Here is a 24,307-nt window from a genome sequence, read left to right on the forward strand (position 1 = left end):
CAAACTGAAGACGCATAACCCGACGCATAACCCATGCACAAGCACACAAGAACAGTCGTCGCCGCCGTGATCGCATCCGCAGGCATGAACGTCGCCTGGGCGCAGCACTCCCACACGACAGGCGTTCAGGCGGAGTCAACGTCCGCTGCCCCAACGGAAGACGCCAGGACCGTCTCGCAACCGAAATCCCCGGACCAGGCCGGAAGCATGCAAGGCATGGACCACGGCGCCATGCAAGCCATGGACCAGGGTGCGATGCAAAGCATGGACGATAGTTCGATACAGACCATGGATGACGGTGCGACGCAAGGCGCGAACCAGGACTCGATGCAAGGCATGGACCATGGCGACATGAACATGCAAGGCGGAAGCGCACCGCCAGATGCCCGCGATCCGCACGCTTATTCAGGTGGATACCAGCTTGGTGCTGGCAAGTATGCGCTGGGGCAGACCCGGTCGCTGCATATGGCTGACGAACACCTGTTTGCTTCCGTCCTGGTGGACCGCCTGGAGTGGGCGAAGGGGAGCGACAGCAATGCCATGGCTTATGAAGCCCAGGCATGGTTCGGCAGCACCTACAACAAGCTCGTGATCAAGGCTGAAGGCGAGGCAGAGAAGGGCAAGGTGCACGAGGCCCGCACCGAACTGCTGTGGGGCCATGCCATTGCCACCTATTGGGATACCCAGTTAGGCATTCGGAACGACGCCGGCTACGGGCGCCCTGCCCGCAACTGGCTGGCATTCGGTGTGCAGGGCCTGGCGCCATACTGGTTCGAGGTAGACGCAACCGGCTACGTAAGCACCGAGGGCCGGACCGCGCTGCGCCTGTCGGCCGAGTACGAATTGCTGATTACGCAGCGCCTGATCCTGCAGCCCCGGATCGAAGCGAATTTCTATGGCAAGAACGACCCGGAGGTCGGTATCGGCAGCGGCCTGGCCAACGGCGCCCTGGGCATTCGCCTGCGCTATGAGATAAACCGTCAGTTCGCACCGTATATCGGCGTCGAGCGCTACCAGACCTTTGGCAATACAGCCGACATGGTCCGTGCGTCAGGCGGCCGTAGTGGCGAGACTCGCTTCGTCGCGGGTGTTCGCATGTGGTTTTAACAATATATTCAACCCGCATCTGCATCTATCTGGAGTCATCATGCAAGCGCCCCGCTTCCTCTTTCAAGCCACGATGGCAGTCGCCGCAGCCCTGGCCAGTTCTTTGGCTTTCGCCCATCCGAAGCTGGTTTCGTCGACGCCTGCCGACAAGGCCGAGGTTTCTGCGCCGCAGACAATCGAACTGAAGTTTTCGGAAAACCTGATGACCAAGTTCTCCGGTGCCAACCTCGTCATGACCGGCATGCCGGGCATGGCCGACCATGCGCCGATGAAGGTCGCCGCCAAGGTTGCCGGCAGCGACGATCCCAAGACCATGGTCATCACCCCGACAAAGCCGCTGGTACCGGGTACTTATCGCGTGGACTGGCGCGCCGTGTCGTCCGACACGCATCCGGTCAACGGGAATATCGGCTTCACCGTCAAGTAATCGGCCGATGGACTGGGTCACCGTTACGGTGCGCTTTGCACTCTATCTCGACCTGGCGACGCTATTCGGCCTGCCGATGTTCGGACTCTATGCGCTTCGCCGGGAAGAATTGGCGTCGCGCATCGGATCCAGTCATGTGACCGTCACCGCGATTGTCGCAGCGACCGGCATCGTCCTGTCGCTCGCGAACATGGCGGTGATGGCCAAGAGCATGACCGGCGCCTCCGAGTACTCGGCGTTGCAGAGCCACGTTGTCGAAATGATTGTGACGGGCACAGATTTCGGCGCCGCCTGGACGGTACGCCTGGCTGCGCTGTTCGTCTGCCTGCTGCTGGCGTTGTTTGCGCGCCGGCGGCCATCGTTTCAGTTCGGCGCTCTCGCCGCCACCGCCGGCGTTGCCCTGTCGACGCTCGCCTGGGCGGGCCATGGCGCCATGGATGACGGTGGCGCGCGATACCTTCACCTTGCCTCCGATATCGCGCATTTGCTGGCCGCAGGTGCCTGGGTCGGCGCGCTGGTGGCGTTCGTGATGCTGTCAAGATCATCGTCGCCAGCAGCGGCCGCCTTGCTTAGCCGTACCTCCAATGGCTTTGCGCAGATAGGCACGATCGTGGTCGTAACATTGACGGTCACGGGGGCGCTGAACTACTGGATGGTCGTCGGCCCGACTCTGCCAGACGAACTTTCTCTCACATCGTATGGCGGGCTGCTGGTTGCCAAGCTCATCCTGTTTGGCACCATGCTGGCACTTGCCGCGACGAACCGCTTCAGGCTCGCACCGCAACTCGAGCAGGCAGTCAAGACGGGCGATCACGCTCTGGCCGTACGCACCTTGCGCCGCAGCCTGATGTTCGAGACCAGCGCCGCCATGCTGATCCTTGCGCTGGTGGCATCGCTGGGCATCCTTTCGCCGACCGGAATGTAAGGCGCCAATAGCGGGCGAGGGTCACCAAGCAAGCGCGGTGGGCATTACGCTGAAAAGACGGGGAGGCCGTTCGGCGGCCCTTGGCGAGGCGCCCTACCTGCGCGCCGCGTGCTCCTCCGTCACCTCCCGCTGGGCGGCTGCAATGCTCTGTGGCCAGGTACTCTTGATATACGCCAGCACGGCGATGATGTCTTCATCGGACAGCGATTGTCCGAATGCTGGCATGTCGCTGACATAGCCAGCCAGTGCGGTGACGCCGGCAACCAGGCCATACTTGGTGATTGCAAACAGCACGGCGTCGGGATGATGCCAAGTATGGCCTGAAGCGTCATGCGGCGGTGCCGGCATCCGGCCGTTCGGCAGCCGCTGGCGCCAGTCGCGCTGGCCCTCCAGGTTGGCGCCATGGCACGCCCCGCACTGCTGCGCATAGATCCTTTGACCCTGCCCAACCCGTACCGGATCGCTGGCATCGATGCGAAGCTGCCGCGCTGCGCCTGCTTTGCCGGCATCGACGGGCGCCTCGAGGTAGCGCTGGGTCTGCAGGGCAATGGCGACGGCAGCCGCCACGCCCAGTGCAATCAGCCCGGCGATGCGCCAGCGTAGCTTGCCTGAACCTTCCATGTTCGCGCGTGATCTTGATGTCAAAGTTGCTGGTTCCTGGAGAATGGCTTGCCGCTGAAGTCAACCGTCACCGGCATGAGCCTCAGGCAGCAGCCCTTCTGAGCCGCAACGCATTGGTAATGACCGAGGCGGAACTCAGGCTCATCGCCAGCGCTGCAATCATCGGCGACAGCAACAGGCCTGTCATGGGATACAGGACACCGGCGGCCAGCGGAACGCCCAAGGCGTTATAAATGAACGCAAAACCGAGGTTTTGCTTCATGTTTCGAATGGTCAGGTGCGAGAGCTGCCGGGCACGGGCAATCCCGCGCAAATCCCCTTTGACTAACGTGACCTGAGCGCTGTTCATCGCGACATCAGTGCCGGTGCCCATGGCAATACCGACATCCGCCTTCGCCAGCGCTGGCGCATCATTGATGCCGTCGCCCGCCATGGCCACCACCGCGCCAGCTTGTTGCAGCGAGCTGACCAGTTCAAGCTTGTCCGCCGGCTTCACTTCGCCGTGGAACTCGTCAACGCCGAGTTTTCCGGCCACCGCCCTGGCCGTTGCGATGCCGTCGCCGGTCGCCATCACGACACGGATGCCTTCTTCCCTGAGACGCGCCAGCGCCTCAGGGGTGGTGGCCTTGACCGGGTCCGAGACGGCGAGCAGGCCGGCAAGCTTGCTATCGATCGCGAGGTACATGACGCTGGCCCCTTGCTCACGCAGTTCATCCGCCTGCGCCACAAGCGGCTCGACGGCAACTTGTTCGGCGTCCATGAGCGCGGTGTTTCCGATTGCGATACTCTTGCCGCCCAGCTTGCCTCTTACCCCGATCCCGGAACTCGACTCGAAGCCTTCCGGCTTCTCCAGCCGCAGGCCGCGCCCACGGGCGGCTTCAACGATCGCGGCAGCCAGAGGATGTTCGCTGCCCTGGTCCAGGCTTGCGCCCAGGCGCAGCACGTCCTCTTCGGTATAACCATTTGTGCCGATCGCGCGCTCGAAAGCCGGCCGACCCTCGGTAAGCGTGCCCGTCTTGTCGACAATCAGGGTATCGACCTTGCGCAGGTTCTCGATCGCGGCGGCGTCGCGGAATAGCACGCCACTGGACGCGGCCTTTCCGCTTGCGACCATGATTGACATCGGCGTTGCAAGACCCAGCGCGCACGGACAAGCGATAATCAGCACCGCGACAGCATTGATGAGGCCGAACACCCAGCTCGGCTCGGGGCCGAAGAGTCCCCACGCGACAAAAGTCAGCACCGCTATGCCGATGACACCCACGACGAAGACACCGGCAACCTTGTCCGCCATCCGCTGCATCGGCGCCTTCGAGCGCTGCGCTTGCGCCACCATCTGGACAATCTGCGACAGCACGGTCTGCGAGCCAACCTTTTCGGACTGAATGACGAGGCTGCCCGACGTGTTCATGGTGGCGCCGATGACGCGGTCGCCGACGCGCTTGGTGGTCGGAATGGGCTCGCCGGTGATCATCGATTCGTCGACCGCGCTGGTGCCTTCCATCACCACCCCGTCGACCGGCACCTTTTCGCCCGGCCGCACGCGCAGCAGGTCGCCAACGTGGACATGGGTAAGCGGCACATCTTCCTCGACATTGTCAGGACCGATACGCCTCGCCGTCTTGGGCGCCAGTCCCAGCAGCGACTTGATGGCGGCGGACGTCTGCGAGCGGGCCTTGAGCTCAAGCAACTGGCCCAGCAACGTGAGCGAGATGATCACCGCCGCGGCCTCAAAGTACACACCGATACGACCATGCTCGGCAAAGGCCTGCGGAAATGCGCCAGGCATGACGGTCGCAATGACGCTGTAGACATAAGCTGCACCAGTGCCGATTCCAATCAGCGTCCACATGTTCGGGCTGCGGTTGATGATTGACTGGAAACATCGCACGAAGAACGGCCAGCCCGCCCATAGCACCACAGGTGTCGCCAGTGCAAGCTCGACCCAGCTCTGTGTTGACACCTGCATCCAGCCAAGGCGATGCCCGAACATGGCCAGCACGAATACCACACCGGTAAGCGGAAGCGTCCACCAGAAGCGGTGGCGGAAATCCACCAGCTCTGGGTTCTCGCCTTCGTCCAGTTCCGGCAGCAACGGCTCCAGCGCCATGCCGCATTTTGGACAGTTGCCCGGATGATCCTGGCGGATCTCCGGATGCATGGGACAGGTATAGATCGTGCCCTCTGCCTGAGGCTCCGCCGAGGGCGGCTCTGACGGGACCGAGTACCTGCCCGGATCGGCCTCGAATTTCCGCTGGCACGACGCGCTGCAGAAATAGTAGTGAGCCCCGGCATGCGCGGTGCGGAACCTGGAATCGGCCGATACGGCCATCCCGCAGACGGGATCCTTGAGGGCCGCCGCCGTCGCGGTACCGGGCTTCTCATGAACATGGTCATGGTGATGCGCATGTTCGTGATGATGGCCATGAGCGGGCTCGCCCTTGACAGGGGTAGCTGCATTGGCGCCGTGGCCGGCGGATTCCGTTGGCTCGCGTTCGTTGCTGGTCCTGTTCATCCTGTCCCTTGGTTGTTGCGCCGGGCATCCAATCATCTGGCTTGCCAGCTACTGGCGGCTTTGCCGTGAACTTCAGTGGCTGCCATCAATGAAATGCATCATCGGACACAGCAACACTAGCGCAAAGGGCCATGCGGACGCAATGTGACAAGCCGGCCGCAAGTCAATAGGAACCGCCATATCGCACGAATCCAGGTTTCCCCTACCGGTGGGCAACCAATTGGAGGGCAGCCTTTCATGACACGCTTTTTACATGAAGATGACGGCCACGAAGGTGCGGGCCTTCCATGTCACGCGTGGCGACGCCAGCTTAGACGTTCCCATGTTTGTAAGGTCAAGCGCAGGGAGGGTGCATCGGGGTCAGCAGTTACTCTAAGTGCTGACTTGACCGTACTTGGATCCATTATGCGTAGGACGCCAATAGGAAAGACACCTTCATGGCGAAGGTTGAGCATGGGACTGCCGTCGAACTGCGGCTTTGTACTTCGTATCAGGACTTCCTATCAGGGGAAACGGCGCCGTCGCCGAGGCAATCGTGTTCCGTGGACCGCCCTATTCGCGGTCCACGGTCGATGCCTGCAAGACTTCTGTAACTGATGGTTGCGCCCGCAGGAAAGTGCGTGGATCAGGCGCCGTCTGCAAAGATGTCGCGCGTTCCAACGGCGTGGCTACCGTCGCTGAACGATCGCGCGTGCCCATGGCGTGGCTGCCGTCGCTGAACGGATCGCGCGTACCCAGCGAATGGGCACCATCAGCGAAGGAATCGCGCGGCGAAGTCACGCCGGCATTTGCCATGCCGCTTACGCCGCCGAGCGTCGCTACAGTCAGTGCGACACGAGCAACCTTTTATAATATGTATGTACGCATTTTGCTTCTCCTTCTTTTGATAACCAAGTTCATGACCCTGTTCACATAGTGCAGAAAGCGGTACCCCACCGAGCCGTGACACCGACATGACAATGCCGTTAGCTGAGGCCGCCCCCCGATAGGTTGATGAGTCCGTCTGAGCGGTACCGAGGTCAACCGCCGGTGAAAAGATGACTACGTTCGATGTATACGCGTACACCCCGAGCATTCGGCATGTCCGGCAAGAGGACGCCCAGGTCTACGGTCGCTCCACGAATCGATTCCGCGAACTTCCACGTTGCCTCCTGCCCCTCACTCCGGAATGTCACGGAGTCGCCGGACGCAACGTTGACGAAATTCATGCCGGGGATCACCGCCACTGTGCGGGTGGCGGTTCCTGCAGGGGCCGGGCTACCAAAGATTGCGGCCTGCGATGCGACACGCGTTGCGCTCACTTGCCCTGCTGCCGGAGTCGTCGAGGGTTCTGCGGCCTGGCGCTGAGCATGCTGCGCCACGTCGTCACCTGCGTTGGTCTTCGACTTGTCGGTACTCCATGCGGATGAGATGGACAAAGCCGAAAGAGCCAGCGCGGCGGCCACGGACTTGTTGATTTTCATGGTGCACTCCATTGAAGTTTCGAGGCATTGACTTCTGCAATCCAATGGTATGAGGCCGTCCCTCACCAAGACGTTACGCGGCCATTACATCCGAGTTAGCTGTCGAGCCTTCGATGTCATCACGGGCGCGAAGGGCGTCAAGCCCTGACTGTCAGCAGCGAGAACTTTATTGTTTAGGGTACTAAATGCTTGAATGCGGCGGTTCTGTTGACTCCCGTCAAGCTTTCGGAAAACGCGTGACGTATAGTGAAAATGAATTCTCTTCCCTCTTTGATATGAGGAGCTTTTACATGGCCCACATCCGTCGCCTTCCCGTCCTCCTCGCCGCCGCCACCTTCGCTTGGGCGCCTGTGGCCTTTTCCGCCTCGCCATCGACAGACGCCGAGCACGAGCAGCACCACCCTACGGAGGAAGCCAAGAAGCCTGCGAAGAAGCCGGCACCGGCAGTTGCACCGGTTGTTGCACCCCAAGCCAAGGGAAATCCGGACCTCGATGCCCAGGTTGCCCACCTCCGCGCAATCCGCGAGCGGCTGTCACGGGCCAACACCCCCGAAGAGCGCCAAGCGCTGATGACCGAACGTAACAAGGTCATACAGGATGCCATGGCTATCATGCACAAGGACATGACGGGAATGGGAATGGGAATGGGAATGGCCGGGCCAGGCGGAATGACCTCGCCCCAGGGCAAAGGCCAGGCGGCACCTGCGCAAATGCAAATGTGTCAGGACATGATGGGCCAGCACATGGCCTTCATGCAGGAAATGATGCAGGGGATGATGGACAACCAAGGCATGATGAGCGGCGGCGGCAAGGGGTCTGGAATGGGCCCGGGCCGGATGATGGGCAAGTAACCGACTGTCAGCTCTCCGCCAGTCCGCACTCGGGGTGCCGACTGATGCGCTACCTGTGGGTGAAACATTCGATAAACTGCCAGCCCGCACACTTGGCAGTTGTCACTTGTTTCATCGCGTGTTTTTTCCTTGTGCCCCTGATTATGGCTGTACCGTGCTCGCCCAGCCGCTGACTATGTCCTAGCGCTGTCAGACGCAGCGATCTATGCGCCGATAGCGCTTTTCCTAGGAGGTGCCTACACATGGCAGGCACCAGGCGGAGGAGTAGGCCAATGAAACTGACGAGGACGTGCCGAGTGAGTAGCTTGGTGGTCGGCATAGTGCTGACGGGCCTCGCCATTGCGGGCGATGACGAGCCGGAATGGAGGCACAGACATGGCCATGGTGGCGGGGGTGTTACGGCCGTCGGCAAGTTAGGCGACCCACGTAGGGTAGGCCGCACCATCACGCTAGAGGTGGGGGATAGCGCACGCTTTACGCCGTCCACCATAACTGTCAAAAGAGGCGAGACAATCCGGTTTGTTGTGAAAAACTCCGGCAACACGAAACATGAGATGGTGCTGGGAACTGAAGGCCAATTGTTGGAGTTCTATCACACGAGAATGCAGGCCCCCGAAACGAAGCTTCCGACCCCAAACGCCATCACGGTTGAGGCTGGCAAAGCCGGCGAAATCATTTGGGAATTTACGAGGTTCGGTACGATGTCATTCGGCTGCCTATTACCCGGCCATTACGATGCGGGCGAGAGGGGTACGGTCATTGCTCAGTGAAACCGAGAGCTACCTGCCGACAGCATACCCATCAGAAGTTGCGGAGTTGCCCTGCTGAGCGGGAAGGTTTGCCCACGGCTGTCCATAGAGCCACAGGAAGGCCGTTTCACCGACTAAATCGCGAGCTGAGCGGCTCGCCTGCAATGCACCAGTCATCGTGGTGTTCAGTGCTTGCTCGAACGAGCGCCATATGTTGTCTGCCTTGGCTTCCGGTCGAGCGCCCCTCAGCGAGTTTGCCATGATAGACACGAGCAACAGCCATGGTTGGAATCGCTCGGACCAGCCGTAGCACGTCCAGCGCATAGGATGAGCCCATTTTTGCCACTCCGATCCCCACGGAGTAGCACATGCTCGGACGTATGGGCTCAACAGTTGCTCGTATAGCATTTCATTGAATTCAGATAGTGCGCGTACGCGTTCAAACAGGGCGCGAGGATACGGGAACTGAATCTCCTCGACACGGCGTGGCTCGAACGCGGCCTGAATCTGGTCGTCAGTACTGCTCGCCAGCTTCATTTCATACAACCCCGGGGGCAGCGACTCTATGGCTTCCAGGCTTCGCAAGATGGCGCGATGCTCGTGGCGCGCCACGCTTGCCGATACGAAAATGCCAAGATGGCCTACGTGCGGATTCGTCAGATACACAATCCGTTGTCCGGCAGCCACCAAGTCCTCGGTACTTGCATACACGACAGGAATCCAGCCGAGCGCTTGGTGCGGCGGCGTAATGTTGTCGCCGTAGGATGCAAAGATGACTACCGGCTTACAGATACGCCGCAAATTGACGGTGCACTCGCAATCCACGCGGACTTCCCCAGTTTCGAGCTTGTTACCAACGAACAGGTCCTGGACTGTGGCCACGAGTTCCTCGCGACTCAGGAAGTAAAAGCCGTTCCACCAGCGTTCGAATTCGAGGAATCGCTCGCCCTCGTGGTCTGGGTTAGCGAAGACCGTGTAGAACTTTTCCCACAAAGCCGCTTCCGGCTTCAGCAACTGGAAGTTCTGTACCAACCACGCGCCATCGAAGCGCCCGCTCCCTATGTCGGTGAGATATTTCGCACCCCACACGCCCCCGGAGAACGCTCCAAGCAGACGCATCGGATTTACACCCGGCTCCCCGGACCAGTAGGATAGTGGGGAGCCATTGAGCACCGAGATGCCGGACACGTGCTCACAACAATGGGCCGCCAGCAACATTACTACCCAGCCGGCTTGGCAGTTCCCATAGAGCACAGGCGCCTGACCATCATGACGACGCGCGACCTCCTGGATAAATGCGCGCAAAGCATGGAGTACGTCGCCGAGGGTCTGTCCTGGACACGGAAATGGGAAGAAAATAACAAAATAGACCGGATGCCCTTCGGAGAGCGCCATGCCGACTTCGGAATCACGCTTGAAGCCTCCAATGCCCGGTCCGTGACCTGCACGCGGGTCGATGACAATGACCGGCGTTGCGCCAGGTCGTACAAGCTGCTCCAAGTGGTCCGTACCACAGCGCGTAATACGGAGCAGCGCATAGTTTGCAGGACGCCCAAACGTTCTGGCATCGAGCAACATCTCGGATTCGAAGTGCAGCAGCGGTGGGAGACCCGCTTCTTCGTGGGCGAGCATATTGTTAGCCCGCCGCCGCAGAATATCGACGAAGAGAATCCAGCGCTGCGCCAAATCCACTGAGTAGTCCCACCATTGCCGGAGGACGTCCCCGTCGGCTGCGGGATGCTGCTGTGCGTCTTCGACCGCCGGGGCAGCCGCCGATGGCGCTTCCAGGGCCCGACTGGTTGAGGCGGTACGCGCTGGGCGTCGCTTACGCTGTATCGTGTCTTCAGCCATGTGGCACCTTTTCACTGTGTCGCCCGCCCGCGCTCCCGCGCGACGACGATCTGGACTTTTCGCATCCGGCTTTTGCGTCTAGGGAGGGGGCTCAACCGGTAATTGCTGCGGCCACATCCGGGGACGATACCGGCGGCGATGTGGCGCGGATGCCGGCCAGCTTGGTGCGCTTGAGCAGGAGGGCATTGATTGCCACCAAGGCCGAGCTGCCCGACATGGACAGCGCCGCAATCTCCGGGCTCAACGTGAACGGGTACAGCAGGCCTGCCGCCAGCGGGAAGGCGACTACGTTGTAGGCTACCGCCCACCAAAGATTCTGGTGCATCTTTCGCAGGGTGGCACGCGACAATTCGATGGCTCCCACCACGTCGAACGGGTCACTCTTCATCAGGACAATATCGGCGCTCTCCATTGCGACGTCTGTACCTGCACCAATGGCAAAGCCTACGTCCGCCTGGGTTAGCGCAGGAGCGTCATTAATGCCATCCCCAACCATGCCGACTTTCTTGCCTTGTGCTTGTAGCTCCTTCACCTTTTCGGCCTTCTGCCCCGGGAGAACATCCGCAAGCACCAGCTCAATGCCCATGCCGGCTGCGATACGTTCTGCCGTGGCCTTATTGTCCCCTGTCAGCATCGCCACCTGCACGCCGCGTTCACGCAACTTCTTCACCGCGGCTGCCGAGGTCGGGCGTGGCGCATCGGCGATCGCAATCAAGCCAATCAGTTTGCCATCATGGGCAACATGAATGACCGTTCGGCCCGCGCCCTGCATCACGTCGGCCTTCTCGGCAAGGCCGTTCATATCCACCGACTGTGCAGCCATCAGCTTATGGTTGCCGAGCAGTGCCACTCGCCCGTCGACCTCCGCTTTCGCCCCCATGCCATCAATATTGGTAAAGTCCGTAGCGAGCGGTCTCGCCAGTGTGCCACTCCGCCTGAGAATGGCTTGGGCCAGCGGATGCTCAGATGCTTGCTCGACAGAGGCCGCGAGTCCCAGCATTGCATTCACGTCCACATCCGGCGGGGCGAAGATGTCCACCACCTCAGGTTCACCCATCGTCAGCGTGCCCGTCTTATCGAAGATGACCACATCCAACTTGGTGGCGTCCTCCAAGGCTGAAGCATTCTTGAACAGAATTCCGTTCATTGCCCCAAGCCCAGTCCCAACCATCACGGCCATCGGCGTCGCGAGCCCCAACGCATCGGGGCAAGCAATGACGAAGACCGTAATGGTCAGCGTTAGGGCGAACAGCAACGGTTGGCCTAACCACCAATACCAGGCGATGAATGTCACGATACCGATGCCAAGCGCCGCGAGCACGAGCCATTGCGATGCGCGGTCCGCCAGCAGTTGGGCTGGTGCTTTTGAGTTTTGTGCCTCTTGCACCAGCTTGACGATTTGCGCCAAGGCGGTGTCGCTGCCGACTCTCGTAGCGCGATAGCTGAAGCTCCCGCTCTTGTTAATCGTTGCCCCGATGACATTGTCCTCCGCGGCCTTTCGCACAGGCAGAGACTCGCCGGTCAGCATTGATTCGTCCACTTGAGAAACGCCATCGATAACCGTACCGTCTGCCGGAATCTTGTTGCCTGGGCGAATGATGACGACATCACCCACCTTGACTTCCGCTGTCGGTACCTCGACTTCGCGACCATCGCGTAGCACTGTGGCCTTGGGCGGAGCCAGATCCATCAATGTGCGGATAGCATCTGATGCTACGCCCGGTAGGCGGGCTAGCTGCTTGTCCACCCCGCGAGCGCTCAGAACGGACAGCAGGCCTCCGACTTCAATGATACTGGTCTTCATCTCATCCATCCTTCACGTTTCCAAAGAGCGGCCTGCCGCCTCATTTCGCAATGGCTCCACTCAGCAGATGTTCCTCTGCGTAGGGAAATACGACTTCCGGATGGGGGCGTATCAACGCCTGGTCCTTGTTCGCATAATGAAGCCGCGTCAGCAAATCCTTGGTGACGCTGAGGCGGGCGACTCGCTTATCGTCAGCACGCACGACATTCCATGGCACGATGTCGCTGGTCCGGGTAAACATCTCGTTTCGCGCCTTGCTATATTTCTTCCACAGCGAGACCGCCTTCTCGTCGATGGGACTGACCTTCCACTGCTTGAGGGGGTCTCGGCGCCGGTCTTCAAGTCGCTTCTTCTGTTCGGCCTTGCTGATGTCCAGGTAGTACTTGATAAGACGAATCCCGGAACGCACGAGCATCTTTTCGAACTCCGGAACGCTTGCCATGAACTCCTCATGCTCGTCGTCAGTGCAGAACCCCATCACGTGCTCCACGCCCGCCCGGTTGTACCAACTGCGGTTGAAGAGCGTAAATTCGCCGGCGGAAGGCAGTTCGGCCGCATAGCGCCGGAAGAACCATGAGCCTCGGTCACGGTCGGAAGGTTTCCCAAGCGCGACCACGCGGGTTTCGCGTGGGCTCAGATGTTCGACAATGCGCTTGATAGTGCCGTCCTTCCCGGCCGCATCCCTGCCCTCAAAAATCACCAGAATTCGGTCGTTGCAGCAGATGAAGTGCTTCTGGAGCTTGACCAGTTCAATCTGCAGCAGGTGGAGGTTCTCCTCGTATTCCTCATGGGAAATGGCACTGACTTCGGATGTCGCACTCTTGCTACTTGCCTTCTTTTTCATGACTCCCCTTGCGCGCGTCTGGCGCATCGGGCGTGGCTGGGTGGGGCTTCCCGGGTGTCAGCGGGGTGACTTTTTCGGAGAGCAGTAGCTCCAGGGCTGGACGGTCGACGACCTCCTCTTCGAAGAGCCGCCTCGCCAGCGCGTCGAGCTTGTGTCGATTGGCCAGCAGTGTCTGCTTCACCCGCTGGCTTGCATCGCCCAGAATCTTCCGGACCTCTGCATCGATGATTTGGGCAGTGCTCTCGCTGTACGCCTTGCGGTCGCGAGGCGCCAGTCCCGGCGCGTTAAAGAGCGGGTTGGGCATATCCTCGTAAGTGACAAGTCCAAGCTGCTCGCTCATGCCGAACTGCGTGATCATCTGGCGTGCCATGTCCGTTGCCCGCTGCAAGTCATTCTGGGCGCCGGTGGATACGTCGCCGAAGACGATTTGCTCCGCCATGCGCCCGCCGAGCAGCACATCGAGCCGGTCAAGCAGTTCACTCTGCTTCAGCAGATAGCGGTCTTCCGTTGGGGTCTGCTGCGTATAGCCGAGCGCTGCTACGCCACGCGGAATGATGGAGATTTTCGAAACGCGGTCCGCACGCGGGCGCGATTCCGCCACGATGGCGTGCCCTGCCTCGTGGTACGCAATGGTTTCCTTTTCCTGCGGATTCATCACGCGGTTCTTCTTTTCCAGGCCGCCCACAATGCGGTCCAGTGCCTCATCAAAATCGGTCATGTCGACCGCATCCCTGCCCTTTCGCGCTGCCAGCAGCGCGGCCTCATTGACCAGATTGGCGAGGTCTGCACCAGCGAAGCCAGGCGTGCGCGCCGCGAGCTTGGTCAGTTCGACGGTCGGAGCCAGGACCACATTCTTGACGTGGACCTTGAGAATCTGCTCGCGGCCCTTCAGGTCGGGCCGGTCGAGCGCAACATGGCGGTCAAATCGACCTGGCCTCAACAGTGCAGGGTCAAGAATTTCAGGCCGGTTGGTGGCGGCCATGATGATGACCCCCTTGTTGGTATCAAATCCATCCATCTCAACCAGCAACTGGTTCAGTGTCTGTTCGCGCTCGTCGTTGCCGGAAACTGCGTTGAGCGCCCGGGTTTTACCCAGTGCATCGAGTTCGTCGATGAAGATGATGCAGGGGGCCTTGGTCTCGGCCTGGTTAAACAGGTCACGTACCCGGGCGGCACCCACGCCGACAAACATCTCAACGAATTCCGAGCCGCTCATGCTGAAGAACGGTACGCCGGCTTCCCCCGCTACCGCCTTGGCCAGCAGTGTTTTGCCGGTGCCTGGCGCTCCAAGAAGCAGCACCCCCTTGGGAATCTTTCCGCCGAGGCGCCGGTAGCGCTGGGGGTCTTTCAGAAAGTTGACGATTTCGGCGAGTTCCTCCTTGGCTTCGTCGATACCAGCGACGTCGGCAAAGGTCACGCCCGTTTCCTTCTGCATGTAGACCTTTGCCTTGCTTTTGCCAATTTCCATCATCCCCCCGGCGGCACCGCCTACCCGCTTGATGAGGAAACTCCAGACAACAAAAAAGAGCATTGCAGGAACCACCCAGGACAGCAGTGCGGCAATCCACTTGTTGTCGGCCTGACCCACGAAGCGCACCTTGGCGGCTTCGAGGTCCTGAATGAGATTGGGGTCATTCACTCGGAGCGTGGAGAACTGATGGTCTCCTTTCCCCTCTCGCAGCATTTCATCGACCTGCTGCTTGGGCAGCAACTTGTCGATGCCGTCGGTACTAAGGACACCGGTAATGGCACCTTCTCCTACGGTAACGTTCTTTAGCTTGCCTGCCCTGAGGAGGACCTTGAAGTCGCTATACGGCAGCGTCTCGACATGAGAAGCAACGAAAAAGCTCTGGGCGATAAGTATTGCCGTTACCGCTACGAGTATGTACCAGAGGGAAAACTGCTGCTGACGCGGCTCCATGTGGGTCCTTTCAACCTATCGGGTAACAGCAATAAGAATCGGCGGTCGACGCTGCTAACGGTCGGCCGCCGGTCAGAACGTGGCGTTACGCCTTGCGGTCATACAGTCGACGGGCCTGGGTCAGTTTTCTCCTCGGAGGCTGTTGTGCAACCATGCAAAGAATGCAGGCAGCAAAGAACCAGACTGCAAACACAAAGGCGGGGTAGATGACGGACCACCAGGACACCTGTTCACCAGTCTGCAGGCGTCTGAAGTCGAGTCCGTGAAAGAGCGAATTCATGAAGTTCATGAAGGGCTCGGGGGCAATCATCCAGACCAGCGTGCACAAGGCATAGAAGAGAACGACAGTGGCCGACAGGGTCACGCCAGTTTTGAAGGGCTTCATGGCAACCTCCAATTGCAGTAGGTGCAAGGTGCTCAAGCTCAATGAGCCCGAGTCCGAGGAATGTCGCCGCCACTGAAGTGCGGAATGAACGCCGGTGTTCTGTTGCGGTACTCCTCGTACGCCTGACCGAACTCGGCAAGGGCCTCTGCTTCCTCCGCCTTGGCGAGCCGAACGTACATCCAGACCAGGATGGGGAACATCACAAGCGTGAGTATCGTCGGCCATTGCAGCAGGAATCCGAACATAATCAGGATGAATGCGACATACTGGGGATGCCTCATGCGCGCATAGAGCCCCGAGGTGGCCAGGCGCTGTTCTTGTTGGGCCTTGTACAGGACGCGCCAGGCGGCCGACAACATCAAGAACCCGCCGAAAATCAGGATGTCACTAGCGAGGTGGAATGGCCCCAGGTGCGGATTCCCTTGCCAGCCAAGAATCATCTCCGGAAGATGGCCTGCATCGTGGGAGAGGAAGTCGATGCCCGGGAACTTCGCCGACAGCCATGGCAACAGGAAATAGATGGTCAGGGGAACGCCATACATTTCGGTGAAGAGCGCCACAATGAACGCCGAGAAAGCACCGAAGGAACGCCAGTCCCGCGACGTCTTCGGCTTGGTGAAACTGAAGGCGAAGATCAGGAAGACCGCAGAGTTAATAATCACCAGTGACCAGAGACCGTAGCTGCTTTGAGCATTGTTTTCCATCATCGCTCTCCCCTCGTGTCCGAGCCCTTCGAGTCGTCACGCTGTCCATGACCGTGGCCATGGCCGTGGTGCATGAAGAGATGCATCAACGGGCATGCAGCCAGGAGCAGGAACGGCAGGAACTGAATGACGTGTGCCCGGTGCTCCGTCCAGAGAAAGTAGCCGATGACTAGAGCGAATCCAATTGTGACTACCTTGGAGCGGGAAATCTTTCGCTCTGTATCTTCCGGATTCTCGTGACTGCGGTGATCGTGACTCATGCCGTCCTCCAATGAAGATAAGTCCTGAGATGTCGCTTAGCAGCACCCGTGGTGGCGATGGTGCCGACGCACATATCTTGCTGGTTCTTGCTGAAAAACTGTGCGAGACGCCTCGGATTCGAAGAAGAAGGTGTTCCCCTCGAAGTTTGCCGTGATGGCGTGCGCCGTATCTACCTTATTGCCAGTGATGGGATCCCGGGCAGTGGAGCTGTACTCAGGCTTTGTGTAGGGCTGCCCACCGTCTTGATTTGTTCTGTGGCTCATGAATCGTCGCCACGCTATCAGGGCTGCGACACCCATCCCAAGAAAAAGCCATGCCAGATTCTGCGAGAGCCAGGTCATGTGGAGGTCCTCCTCTTCAAGGATTGCCGCGGGCCTTGCGCTCACGGTCCACGGCCTGTTGAATGTCACGTTCGCACTGACGCGAAAGCCGCCAGCTCACCCACATGACGACGATTGGGCAGGAAAGCAGAAGGACAGCGAGCAGTATCGTGAGTAGTGAAATGCCAAACCAGTACACGACGGCGACGGCTAGCAGCGTCGCCAGTGCCGCGCAGATCCATGCGACAGTGTGCCTCATGTTGCCTCCGTACGTTCCTGGACCAGCCGCACACGCTTAAGCAACGCGGAGTTGGCCACGACGCTCAATGAGGACAGCGCCATGGCCGCTGCTGCGAGGATGGGGTTCATCAACCCGAGCGCCGCAACTGGGATGCCGATGGTGTTGTAAATGAACGCCCAGAAGAGGTTCTGCTTGATCTTGCGCATCGTGGCGCGCGAGAGCTGGATAGACGCCACTACGTCACGGACATCATCGCGGATGAGGATGATGCTGCCCGTCTCCTTGGCAACGTCTGAGCCAGAGCCGATGGCGATACCGATGTCGGCCGCCGCAAGTGCTGGTGCGTCGTTCACGCCATCGCCGACCATCGCCACCACCTCGCCCTGCTTCTGGAGGTCGTGGATGGTCTGGACCTTGTCGTCCGGCATGACCTCGGCGATCACGCGGTCGATGCCAACCTGCCGGCCGATGGCTTCGGCCGTGCGGCGGTTGTCACCGCTCAGCAGAACCACCTTGATGTGGCGCGACTTCAAGGCGGCCACAGCCTCAGCCGCCTCCGGCTTGACCGTGTCCGCGACGGCCACCACGCCAAGCAGGCTGGTGGCGGCGCCAACCAGCATCGCCGTCTTCCCGTCCGCCTCGAGCCTGCGGAGAACAGATTCGACATCACCAATCGGAATCCCCTGGCGTGCAAACAGACGCCGGTTGCCCAGCCACACCTGCTGGCCTTCAACCTGGCCGTGAATGCCCATGCCAGACAGCGCGGTAATGCCGGTTGCCTTGGGAATGGCTACGCCGCGATGCTGGGCGGCACGCACGATGGCTTCGCCCAGAGGGTGCTCAGACCCGCTTTCGACGGCGGCCGCAAGGGTCAAGAGGGTGGATTCCTCATGATTCGAAATTGAGATGACATCGGTGACAGTGGGCTCTCCGCGCGTAATCGTGCCCGTCTTGTCAAAGACAACCGCCGTCAGTTTCTCGGCGCGCTCCAGCACTTCGCCACCGCGTATCAGGATGCCATTGTCTGCCCCCTTGCCGACGCCAACCATCAGTGCCGCAGGTGTCGCGACACCCAGGGCACATGGACAAGAGATAATCAGAACCGCGACAAACGCGAGCAGCCCATGGGGAAAGTGCCCCGCCACGCTCCACCCAACCAGGGCCAACATGGCAACCGAGACAACCGCCGGCACAAAGTAGCCAGTGACCTGATCGGCGAGGCGCTGAATCTGCGCGGTGCTGGCCTGGGCATCCTCGACCATCCTGATGATTTGGGCAAGCGCGGTGTCGGCGCCGATCTTGGTCGCCTGGAAGGTGAAAGCGCCGCTGCGGTTCAGGGTCCCGCCAATGACGGCGGTACCAGGCTTCTTCTCGACGGGCATCGACTCGCCAGTCAGCATCGACTCGTCGACACTGGTCTCCCCCTCGATGACCTTGCCATCCGTGGGAATCTTCTCACCCGGGCGCACTACAACCGCCTCGCCGACCATGATGCTTTCCGCCGGAATCTCGGTTTCCTTCCCGTCGCGGATGACGTGGGCTACCGCGGGGCGCAGGTCAAGCAGTCGGCGAACGGCCGCAGAGGACTTCTTCTTGATGATTTCCTCCATGTACTTGCCCAGCAACACGAAGGCGATAATCACCGCGGATACCTCGAAGTAGACGTCCCGCTCTTCCACCTTGACGGGTAGCCACGACGGAAAGAACAGGACCACCACGCTGTAGAAATACGCCACGGATGTCCCCAGGGCGATGAGGAAGTCCATGTTGATATTGCGCGTCCGGATGGCGTTCCACGCGCCCTTGTAGAAGCTCCAGCCGCCAACGAACTGCACCGGCGTCACCAGCAAGAACAGCCAGATCCCCCACGTGAACCATGGCAGCGCCGGAATCGGTGCCCACGTCAGCAGCGTCGCACCGGCTGCCAGCGCCAGGAAGGCGCCCGCCCGCAGCACTGCCAGCGCGAGGACGCCGGTGAGCGCAATCGTCACGCGCGTCTTCATGGCCTTCAACTCGCTCTCCGGCGACTCGAAGGTCCGCAGGCAGCTCTCGCTGCAGAAGTAGTACTTGCGGTTGCCGCGCTCTGTCGACAGGGCCGTAGCCTTGTCGACCATCATGCCGCAGATGGGGTCCTTGGCGAACTGTTTGGCGCCACTGGCGCCGGGCGCGGAAGCGTCTGTGTCGTGGGCATGAACGGGAGTACCCGCTGGCGACTGCTCGCCGGATGGCCGGGGAAGGTAGACGGCTGGATTGCCGAGGAAGGTATCCTTGCAGTGCTCGGAGCAGAACCAATAGCGCCGGTGGTCGACCTCCGCATTGAGGGGGGCGTCGCTCGGTGTCACCTCCATGCCACAGACTGGGTCCCGCACCCGCTGTGATGGTTCAGTCTCGCTTGGGAACGGCACCGTAGCTGCATGCCCTCCAGCACAAGCATGCTCATGCCCCATCGCCGTTGCCGACCTGTCTGACATGGATATTCTCCGTCATGTAGCCCAACTGGCTACAAGGGATGATTTGTCTTTCAGTATTGGCGCGGCGACGTATTGACGAGTTGATCTGAATCAATAAGCCAGCGTTACCGAATTCGTCGCACAAAGGTTCAAAAGATGCTCAAGTGACCGATGGCCAGTTCCTTCACCAGATTGGGAAGGTCGGCCAATTGTTAACCGACGAGTTCCTGTATCTCGCGCTCTTGGCTCCGAGAAAGTTCGGCCTTTGCGACCACACTGACGGCCACTAGCTGGGGCTGGTCAATTGGCTGTCCAATCCCCAAAAGCAGGCGTACAACGGCCTCATCCACCCCGGCCACTTTTGTCACGACAAGACCAGCCAGGTGGTGCGCGAGCACGTTATAGACTTTGCCGACATGCGCCACCGGATTCTTCCCCGCAGCGGCTTCCAACGACATGGGTCGATATGGCGTTATCAAGCCATTGACGCGGTTTCCACGCCCAACCTCACCGTCGTCGCCATGTTCCGCGCTCAGGCCTGTCACGGTCAGATGAATTCCGCTCTCATCCCTGGCATCTGGGGCGTCTAGGATATTGATGACAATTTCGCATTCCGGCTCGATATGCTCGGCGAGGTAGGCCGCGACCTGGTTCTTCAGCGAGAAATAATCATCAACGCCATGCACATAGCGGTCAACAAATGCCAGCGCGATGGTCAGGCGGTGGTGCTCCCCAACTCTGCTACCCATGACTTTGAAATCGAGTCCGGCTGATGTAAATAGTGCGTGAAAGGCACTTTCCCGTAACAATTGAGACGCGGAGACAACGGCCGACTCAAGGCTTGAAAGTGGCGCATAACCGACACCAAAGGAGGTGTCGTTGGACAGCGGGATGCTCGACGTACTGATAACGCGGCGGAGCGTCGGGGCTGATGGTCGGAGTATGGACTCCACCTAGATGACTCCACCGTTCGCGCCGAGGCATGTACTCAGGTACTGGCGAATCGCCTCGCTGACAATTTCCTCGGCCTTGGTGGAGAGTAGTTCGGTGACCGGGCCAGAGACGATGAGTCGAATGGGTCGGTGGACCTTGCCGCCGCCGAACCGTGGAGCGCTGATGCCGCCCACGAGCAGGGCCTTGTCGAGGTTGAAGTGCTGGACTGCGCCATAGGCTTCCAGGTAGGCACGACAAAGAGCCTGGGCCGCAGCCTCGACGGCGCCATCACACAGGCTGTCAGGGTGTCCGACGCCCTTGTGTTCGCACATCTCAGTCGGCTCTGTCCAGCAGGACGGCCCGTGTCTGACGGACAGAACGATACTTCCCTCAGTCGACATCGCCAAGCCCTCCTGACTTGACACTCCAGTAAATTCTAGGCCGCAGCCCATGGTTGCCTGGCGCGAATGCCCACAGCAGCAAACCACTTGAGGCCATCCGGGCTGAGGCAAGTCAAGAGAGTTGTTGCTTTTGTAATCTAGGATGAGACCAAAGGGTCTGCCCGCCAAATTGCCGCCGTGCCGGAAGGCCGCATCGCTAGTGATAGATGCCGCACTTCCCGCTATTCGGTCTACCACACCGCCGGAGGAAATATCTAATGCGCAGGGTCTGGTCTCTTTTCTTATCCGTGCTCGCGGTCAGCCTCGCCGGCTGCGGTTACAACACCATCCAGCAGCAGGATGAACAGGTCAAGGCGAGTTGGTCGGAGGTGGTAAACCAATACCAGCGCCGCGCCGACCTGGTGCCCAACCTGGTGAACACCGTAAAGGGCTACGCCAGCCATGAGCGTGAGGTTCTGACAGCAGTCACAGAGGCGCGCGCGCGTGTCGGGGCCATCCAGGTTACTCCTGAAACGTTGAACGACCCGAAGACATTCGCCCAATTCCAGGCCGCCCAGCAACAGTTGTCCGGGACCCTGTCGAGGCTCCTGGCCGTTTCCGAAAACTATCCGCAATTGAAAGCCGACGCGGGCTTCAGGGATTTGCAGTCCCAACTCGAGGGGACCGAGAATCGGATAGCCGTCGCGCGCAACCGGTATATCCAATCCGTGCAGGCCTACAACGTGACCGTGCGCTCGCTGCCCTCCAACCTGACAGCAATGGCCTTTGGTTACAAGGAAAAGCCAAACTTCACGGTTGCAAGCGAAGCGGCAATAGCCAAGCCCCCGCAGGTTGAGTTCGGCTCGGCTCCTGCAAGTGCCGGGGGTGCCAAGTGAAATGGCTTTCGGCCACCAAAGGCTTGTTCCTTCTCTTTCTCACTTTTGCTTCCCTGGGGGCGGCGGCTGACATCCCCGTTCCCCCGCTGACGGCACGGGTGACCGACCTGACCGGTACGCTGACAAGCGAACAACGGGCGATCCTGGAGCAGCAACTGCAAGCCTTCGAGACCGAGAAAGGAAGTCAGATAGGGGTTCTGTTGGTCCCCACCACGCAACCGGAGGACATTGCACAGTACTCCATTCGTGTAGTCGAAAAATGGAAGCTTGGACGCAAGGGAACGGATGACGGCGCCTTGCTCATCATCGCCAAGGATGACCGCCGCGTCCGCATCGAGGTCGGTTACGGCTTGGAGGGCGTTCTCACCGACGCCGTGAGCAATCGCATCATCAACGGCGACATCGTTCCCCGCTTCAAGCAGGGCGACTTCTATGGCGGCGTAACGGCGGGTGTCGGACGCATCATCAACGTCATCAATGACGAGCCGTTACCACCACAGAGGCGAACAAGGGGGGAGCGTGGAGAGGACTTGGTGCAGCAATACCTGCCTGTCATCCTGGTGCTTACGCTCATTTTGGGGGGAGTGCTGCGTTCCTTCCTCGGCAGAGGTCCCGGAGCTGTTGCCACCGGAGGCGTTGTCGGCATTATCGGCTGGATACTATCTGGCACGATTGCGGTCGGCATAATGGCTGGTGCTATCGCGCTCTTCTTTACGATGTTTGGCGGTTCCCACATGGGCTTGAGGAGTATCGGCGGCCGTGGAGGACGCAGTGGCGGGTCCGGACGCGGCGGATTCAGTGGCGGAGGTGGTGGCTTTGGTGGCGGTGGCGCCTCGGGGAAATGGTGATGGCGAACATCCAGCGCATTGCCCGACACCTGCTGATGACCCAATGGCGACTTCGGCGAACATTTCCACAAGCAGCACTGCATGCCATCGAGCAAGCCATTTCAACAAGCGAGGCCAGCCATATCGGGCAGCTCTGCTTTGTCGTCGAGGGGGCTCTGAGTTGGGCGGGCCTGCGCAAGGGGCTCTCTGCGCGTGACCGCGCCATTGAGGTCTTTTCTCAACAACGTGTTTGGGATACCGAGCACAACAATGGCGTGCTGATATACCTGCTGCTGGCGGACCGCGACGTGGAAATCGTGGCAGACCGTGGCATTCATGTGAGGGTTGGCTCCCAAGAGTGGGAGACGGTCTGCAGAGAGATGGAAGCATCATTGCAGCAAGGCCAATATCAACACGGCGTCATTGCTGGCGTAGAGGCCATTAGCAGACATCTGCGGCAACACTTCCCGGCACCGGGTAATGGCAAGAATGAGCTGAGTAATAAGCCGGTGGTCCTTTAACGGCGCGAGGCTGATAGCTGCCTCCAGGCGCAAAGCAGCGAACTTGAGCACGCCTGCCATACCCCACGAAGCGAGCGGCCTGGTTGGTGCGCTGACCGTTGGCCTCCTGATTGGCCTCGAACGTGGCTCGCACTAGCGGAGATGGTCCATGGGCGGACACTTCGCTGGTTTGCGTACGTTTCCCTGACCGGTCTCTTGGGCGACCGTTTGGGCGATCTTTGGGGACTCCTGCCAGATGGAGCTGTCCACTGTTCGGAGGTTGGACCTGGTGCTCCTCCTTGCGGTGTTGTGTCCTCTGGCAGCAACTCGTTCGGCATCTCCGTGCAACAAATGAGGTGGCGACGCTGGCTTTGGGTGCCTTAGCCGTAGGATCAGCCATTACGTTACATAGCGCTTGCCGCCGCCATCGTGGTCCCAGTCGATTTCCGCAGAGGGAGGGCCATGTGTCTCGTGCGATATACACGGGGGCACTGGAGTGGGTATTTGCCAGAGAAGCTGATGCCAGCGATCCGTGATGATTGACGCAAGTCAATCTGGGAAAAGAAGCTATTTCTAAACTTCTTTCAGGAAGGCAAACGATACCGGAACTCTAATGGGCACTGAGGTCGCGGAAGAAGACATGCGCAACACGCCAGGGACGGCTCGCTACTCGTCGGTTGGGGAGTTTTCGGTGGGTACACGGACCTACCAGGGTGAGTCGCTAGTGACTCGCCTGTATTGCCGCTCCTGCATGGGTTAGCGCTGCGCTTCGTTCAGGCAGAGGCATACCTCCGCCACGGGACCGGAGACATGCCTCATGCAGCACATCTGTCCTGAAGCAGGAGAAGCACTGTCATGCGATCGTCCAACTGGAGATATTTTGGATGCCTTATTGTCGCGGGACTTCTTGTGATGCCATCGCGTCTGCTAGCGCAATCGCGCCTCGAGCAGGATGGCGTGGTGCTTTACTGGGGCCTCGTGCCCGCAGCCATTGTCGCGCAGAGGCATGCGCTTGAAGAGATGCACGGAACCGTACCATCGGGGGGGCGACTTCAGCATCTGGTCGTGGCCCTATTTCGCGCCGATGGAACTCGCATTGACGACGCAATCGTGCGTGCACAACTCAGTGAAACAGGCATTATTGACTCTGCGCCGAAGTATCTGACGCCGATGGTCATTAATGGAGAAGCGTCCTATGGACAGATCTTTTCGACGCTCCTTAGTCGCAAGGCCCAATTTCGCATTTTCGTGAAGCTTCCGGGCCGCGAGCCTGACATTCAATTCTTGATATCGGCCTCGCCGCCGCAATAAACCGAGTCTAGACCGGAGCGT

22 protein-coding genes and 2 pseudogenes are annotated in these 24,307 nt (G+C 60.0%); 9 read left to right on the forward strand and 15 right to left on the reverse strand.

The features are described 5' to 3' along the window. Positions 1-33 precede the first annotated feature (33 nt). From ACAD63_RS16795 to copD, 3 genes are read left to right on the forward strand one after another with little or no spacing between them, the layout of a single operon-like run. On the forward strand, positions 34-1,107 hold the full coding sequence (locus ACAD63_RS16795) for a copper resistance protein B (RefSeq protein WP_434032986.1): 1,074 nt from the start codon (positions 34-36) through the stop codon (positions 1,105-1,107). A gap of 40 nt (positions 1,108-1,147) precedes the next feature. After that, positions 1,148-1,534 carry a copper homeostasis periplasmic binding protein CopC gene (gene copC / locus ACAD63_RS16800; protein ID WP_434034003.1) on the forward strand — a complete coding sequence of 129 codons (387 nt, stop codon included), beginning with the start codon at positions 1,148-1,150 and terminating at the stop codon, positions 1,532-1,534. Between the two features lie 7 nt (positions 1,535-1,541). Continuing rightward, positions 1,542-2,459 (forward strand): copper homeostasis membrane protein CopD, encoded by a 918-nt coding sequence (gene copD / locus ACAD63_RS16805; protein ID WP_434032987.1) that lies wholly within the window; start codon positions 1,542-1,544, stop codon positions 2,457-2,459. 93 nt (positions 2,460-2,552) lie between these two features. On the opposite strand, the gene ACAD63_RS16810 is transcribed toward copD, so the two are convergent. From ACAD63_RS16810 to ACAD63_RS16830, 5 genes are all read right to left on the reverse strand, one after another. Beyond that, entirely contained in the window at positions 2,553-3,080 is a 528-nt protein-coding gene (locus ACAD63_RS16810) for a c-type cytochrome (RefSeq protein ID WP_434032988.1), read from the reverse strand. A gap of 82 nt (positions 3,081-3,162) precedes the next feature. Then, positions 3,163-5,595: a heavy metal translocating P-type ATPase gene (locus ACAD63_RS16815; protein WP_434032989.1), complete on the reverse strand. Its 2,433-nt coding sequence runs from the start codon at positions 5,593-5,595 to the stop codon at positions 3,163-3,165. A gap of 72 nt (positions 5,596-5,667) precedes the next feature. Next, positions 5,668-5,775: a DUF2933 domain-containing protein gene (locus ACAD63_RS16820; protein ID WP_434032990.1), complete on the reverse strand. Its 108-nt coding sequence runs from the start codon at positions 5,773-5,775 to the stop codon at positions 5,668-5,670. 372 nt (positions 5,776-6,147) lie between these two features. Then, positions 6,148-6,390 (reverse strand): hypothetical protein, encoded by a 243-nt coding sequence (locus ACAD63_RS16825; protein WP_434032991.1) that lies wholly within the window; start codon positions 6,388-6,390, stop codon positions 6,148-6,150. Positions 6,391-6,614: 224 nt separating this feature from the next. Next, positions 6,615-7,058, reverse strand: coding sequence for a CzcE family metal-binding protein (locus ACAD63_RS16830; protein WP_434032992.1), 444 nt, complete (start codon positions 7,056-7,058; stop codon positions 6,615-6,617). A 290-nt stretch (positions 7,059-7,348) separates the two neighbouring features. Between ACAD63_RS16830 and ACAD63_RS16835 the strand changes: the two genes are divergently transcribed. After that, positions 7,349-7,909 carry a hypothetical protein gene (locus ACAD63_RS16835; protein WP_434032993.1) on the forward strand — a complete coding sequence of 187 codons (561 nt, stop codon included), beginning with the start codon at positions 7,349-7,351 and terminating at the stop codon, positions 7,907-7,909. A 272-nt stretch (positions 7,910-8,181) separates the two neighbouring features. Further along, positions 8,182-8,679 (forward strand): cupredoxin domain-containing protein, encoded by a 498-nt coding sequence (locus tag ACAD63_RS16840; protein WP_434032994.1) that lies wholly within the window; start codon positions 8,182-8,184, stop codon positions 8,677-8,679. A gap of 9 nt (positions 8,680-8,688) precedes the next feature. Here ACAD63_RS16840 and ACAD63_RS16845 read toward each other — a convergent pair whose 3' ends face one another. The 10 genes and pseudogenes from ACAD63_RS16845 to ACAD63_RS16890 all read right to left on the reverse strand — a co-directional run bounded on the left by ACAD63_RS16845 (position 8,689) and on the right by ACAD63_RS16890 (position 20,824). Then, entirely contained in the window at positions 8,689-10,509 is a 1,821-nt protein-coding gene (locus tag ACAD63_RS16845; protein ID WP_434032995.1) for a DUF3141 domain-containing protein, read from the reverse strand. Between the two features lie 91 nt (positions 10,510-10,600). Continuing rightward, positions 10,601-12,223, reverse strand: a pseudogene (locus ACAD63_RS16850) (copper-translocating P-type ATPase); the annotation flags it as partial. A gap of 130 nt (positions 12,224-12,353) precedes the next feature. Then, complete coding sequence (gene ppk2 / locus ACAD63_RS16855; RefSeq protein ID WP_434032996.1) at positions 12,354-13,157, reverse strand: polyphosphate kinase 2; 804 nt, start codon at positions 13,155-13,157, stop codon at positions 12,354-12,356. Further along, positions 13,138-15,078 carry an ATP-dependent zinc metalloprotease FtsH gene (ftsH, locus tag ACAD63_RS16860; RefSeq protein WP_434032997.1) on the reverse strand — a complete coding sequence of 647 codons (1,941 nt, stop codon included), beginning with the start codon at positions 15,076-15,078 and terminating at the stop codon, positions 13,138-13,140. The genes ppk2 and ftsH overlap by 20 nt, the downstream gene beginning before the upstream one ends. 85 nt (positions 15,079-15,163) lie before the next feature. Next, positions 15,164-15,463 (reverse strand): DUF5676 family membrane protein, encoded by a 300-nt coding sequence (locus ACAD63_RS16865; RefSeq protein ID WP_434032998.1) that lies wholly within the window; start codon positions 15,461-15,463, stop codon positions 15,164-15,166. Between the two features lie 38 nt (positions 15,464-15,501). After that, on the reverse strand, positions 15,502-16,167 hold the full coding sequence (locus tag ACAD63_RS16870; RefSeq protein WP_434034004.1) for a methyltransferase family protein: 666 nt from the start codon (positions 16,165-16,167) through the stop codon (positions 15,502-15,504). After that, complete coding sequence (locus ACAD63_RS16875) at positions 16,167-16,427, reverse strand: DUF2933 domain-containing protein (RefSeq protein ID WP_434032999.1); 261 nt, start codon at positions 16,425-16,427, stop codon at positions 16,167-16,169. Before ACAD63_RS16875 ends, ACAD63_RS16870 begins: the two co-directional genes overlap by 1 nt. A 358-nt stretch (positions 16,428-16,785) precedes the next feature. Continuing rightward, entirely contained in the window at positions 16,786-17,007 is a 222-nt protein-coding gene (locus ACAD63_RS16880; protein ID WP_434033000.1) for a hypothetical protein, read from the reverse strand. Beyond that, on the reverse strand, positions 17,004-19,460 hold the full coding sequence (locus ACAD63_RS16885) for a heavy metal translocating P-type ATPase (RefSeq protein WP_434033001.1): 2,457 nt from the start codon (positions 19,458-19,460) through the stop codon (positions 17,004-17,006). Before ACAD63_RS16885 ends, ACAD63_RS16880 begins: the two co-directional genes overlap by 4 nt. A gap of 191 nt (positions 19,461-19,651) precedes the next feature. Then, positions 19,652-20,824: pseudogene (locus tag ACAD63_RS16890) on the reverse strand (methionine adenosyltransferase). A 206-nt stretch (positions 20,825-21,030) separates the two neighbouring features. Between ACAD63_RS16890 and ACAD63_RS16895 the strand changes: the two are divergent. From ACAD63_RS16895 to ACAD63_RS16910, 4 genes are all read left to right on the forward strand, one after another. Further along, positions 21,031-21,648: a LemA family protein gene (locus tag ACAD63_RS16895; RefSeq protein ID WP_434033002.1), complete on the forward strand. Its 618-nt coding sequence runs from the start codon at positions 21,031-21,033 to the stop codon at positions 21,646-21,648. Then, positions 21,645-22,496 carry a TPM domain-containing protein gene (locus ACAD63_RS16900; protein WP_434033003.1) on the forward strand — a complete coding sequence of 284 codons (852 nt, stop codon included), beginning with the start codon at positions 21,645-21,647 and terminating at the stop codon, positions 22,494-22,496. The genes ACAD63_RS16895 and ACAD63_RS16900 overlap by 4 nt, the downstream gene beginning before the upstream one ends. Then, the gene (locus tag ACAD63_RS16905) at positions 22,496-22,996 is read left to right on the forward strand and encodes a TPM domain-containing protein (RefSeq protein ID WP_434033004.1); all 501 of its coding nucleotides are present in this window, start codon (positions 22,496-22,498) and stop codon (positions 22,994-22,996) included. The genes ACAD63_RS16900 and ACAD63_RS16905 overlap by 1 nt, the downstream gene beginning before the upstream one ends. Positions 22,997-23,830: 834 nt before the next feature. Beyond that, on the forward strand, positions 23,831-24,286 hold the full coding sequence (locus tag ACAD63_RS16910) for a hypothetical protein (RefSeq protein ID WP_434033005.1): 456 nt from the start codon (positions 23,831-23,833) through the stop codon (positions 24,284-24,286). Positions 24,287-24,307: the final 21 nt, after the last annotated feature.

The sequence above is a fragment of the Cupriavidus sp. a3 genome, assembly GCF_051015765.1.
Taxonomy (GTDB): Bacteria; Pseudomonadota; Gammaproteobacteria; order Burkholderiales; family Burkholderiaceae; genus Cupriavidus; species Cupriavidus oxalaticus_A.

What these genes read in the sequence shown, in the direction of transcription:
- ACAD63_RS16795 (WP_434032986.1), top strand. Translation starts at nt 34, where the DNA reads ATGCACAAGCACACAAGAACAGTCGTCGCCGCCGTGATCGCATCCGCA.
- copC (WP_434034003.1), top strand. Translation starts at nt 1,148, where the DNA reads ATGCAAGCGCCCCGCTTCCTCTTTCAAGCCACGATGGCAGTCGCCGCA.
- copD (WP_434032987.1), top strand. Translation starts at nt 1,542, where the DNA reads ATGGACTGGGTCACCGTTACGGTGCGCTTTGCACTCTATCTCGACCTG.
- ACAD63_RS16810 (WP_434032988.1), bottom strand. Translation starts at nt 3,080, where the DNA reads ATGGAAGGTTCAGGCAAGCTACGCTGGCGCATCGCCGGGCTGATTGCA.
- ACAD63_RS16815 (WP_434032989.1), bottom strand. Translation starts at nt 5,595, where the DNA reads ATGAACAGGACCAGCAACGAACGCGAGCCAACGGAATCCGCCGGCCAC.
- ACAD63_RS16820 (WP_434032990.1), bottom strand. Translation starts at nt 5,775, where the DNA reads ATGGCGGTTCCTATTGACTTGCGGCCGGCTTGTCACATTGCGTCCGCA.
- ACAD63_RS16825 (WP_434032991.1), bottom strand. Translation starts at nt 6,390, where the DNA reads ATGGCAAATGCCGGCGTGACTTCGCCGCGCGATTCCTTCGCTGATGGT.
- ACAD63_RS16830 (WP_434032992.1), bottom strand. Translation starts at nt 7,058, where the DNA reads ATGAAAATCAACAAGTCCGTGGCCGCCGCGCTGGCTCTTTCGGCTTTG.
- ACAD63_RS16835 (WP_434032993.1), top strand. Translation starts at nt 7,349, where the DNA reads ATGGCCCACATCCGTCGCCTTCCCGTCCTCCTCGCCGCCGCCACCTTC.
- ACAD63_RS16840 (WP_434032994.1), top strand. Translation starts at nt 8,182, where the DNA reads ATGAAACTGACGAGGACGTGCCGAGTGAGTAGCTTGGTGGTCGGCATA.
- ACAD63_RS16845 (WP_434032995.1), bottom strand. Translation starts at nt 10,509, where the DNA reads ATGGCTGAAGACACGATACAGCGTAAGCGACGCCCAGCGCGTACCGCC.
- ppk2 (WP_434032996.1), bottom strand. Translation starts at nt 13,157, where the DNA reads ATGAAAAAGAAGGCAAGTAGCAAGAGTGCGACATCCGAAGTCAGTGCC.
- ftsH (WP_434032997.1), bottom strand. Translation starts at nt 15,078, where the DNA reads ATGGAGCCGCGTCAGCAGCAGTTTTCCCTCTGGTACATACTCGTAGCG.
- ACAD63_RS16865 (WP_434032998.1), bottom strand. Translation starts at nt 15,463, where the DNA reads ATGAAGCCCTTCAAAACTGGCGTGACCCTGTCGGCCACTGTCGTTCTC.
- ACAD63_RS16870 (WP_434034004.1), bottom strand. Translation starts at nt 16,167, where the DNA reads ATGGAAAACAATGCTCAAAGCAGCTACGGTCTCTGGTCACTGGTGATT.
- ACAD63_RS16875 (WP_434032999.1), bottom strand. Translation starts at nt 16,427, where the DNA reads ATGAGTCACGATCACCGCAGTCACGAGAATCCGGAAGATACAGAGCGA.
- ACAD63_RS16880 (WP_434033000.1), bottom strand. Translation starts at nt 17,007, where the DNA reads ATGAGGCACACTGTCGCATGGATCTGCGCGGCACTGGCGACGCTGCTA.
- ACAD63_RS16885 (WP_434033001.1), bottom strand. Translation starts at nt 19,460, where the DNA reads ATGTCAGACAGGTCGGCAACGGCGATGGGGCATGAGCATGCTTGTGCT.
- ACAD63_RS16895 (WP_434033002.1), top strand. Translation starts at nt 21,031, where the DNA reads ATGCGCAGGGTCTGGTCTCTTTTCTTATCCGTGCTCGCGGTCAGCCTC.
- ACAD63_RS16905 (WP_434033004.1), top strand. Translation starts at nt 22,496, where the DNA reads ATGGCGAACATCCAGCGCATTGCCCGACACCTGCTGATGACCCAATGG.
- ACAD63_RS16910 (WP_434033005.1), top strand. Translation starts at nt 23,831, where the DNA reads ATGCGATCGTCCAACTGGAGATATTTTGGATGCCTTATTGTCGCGGGA.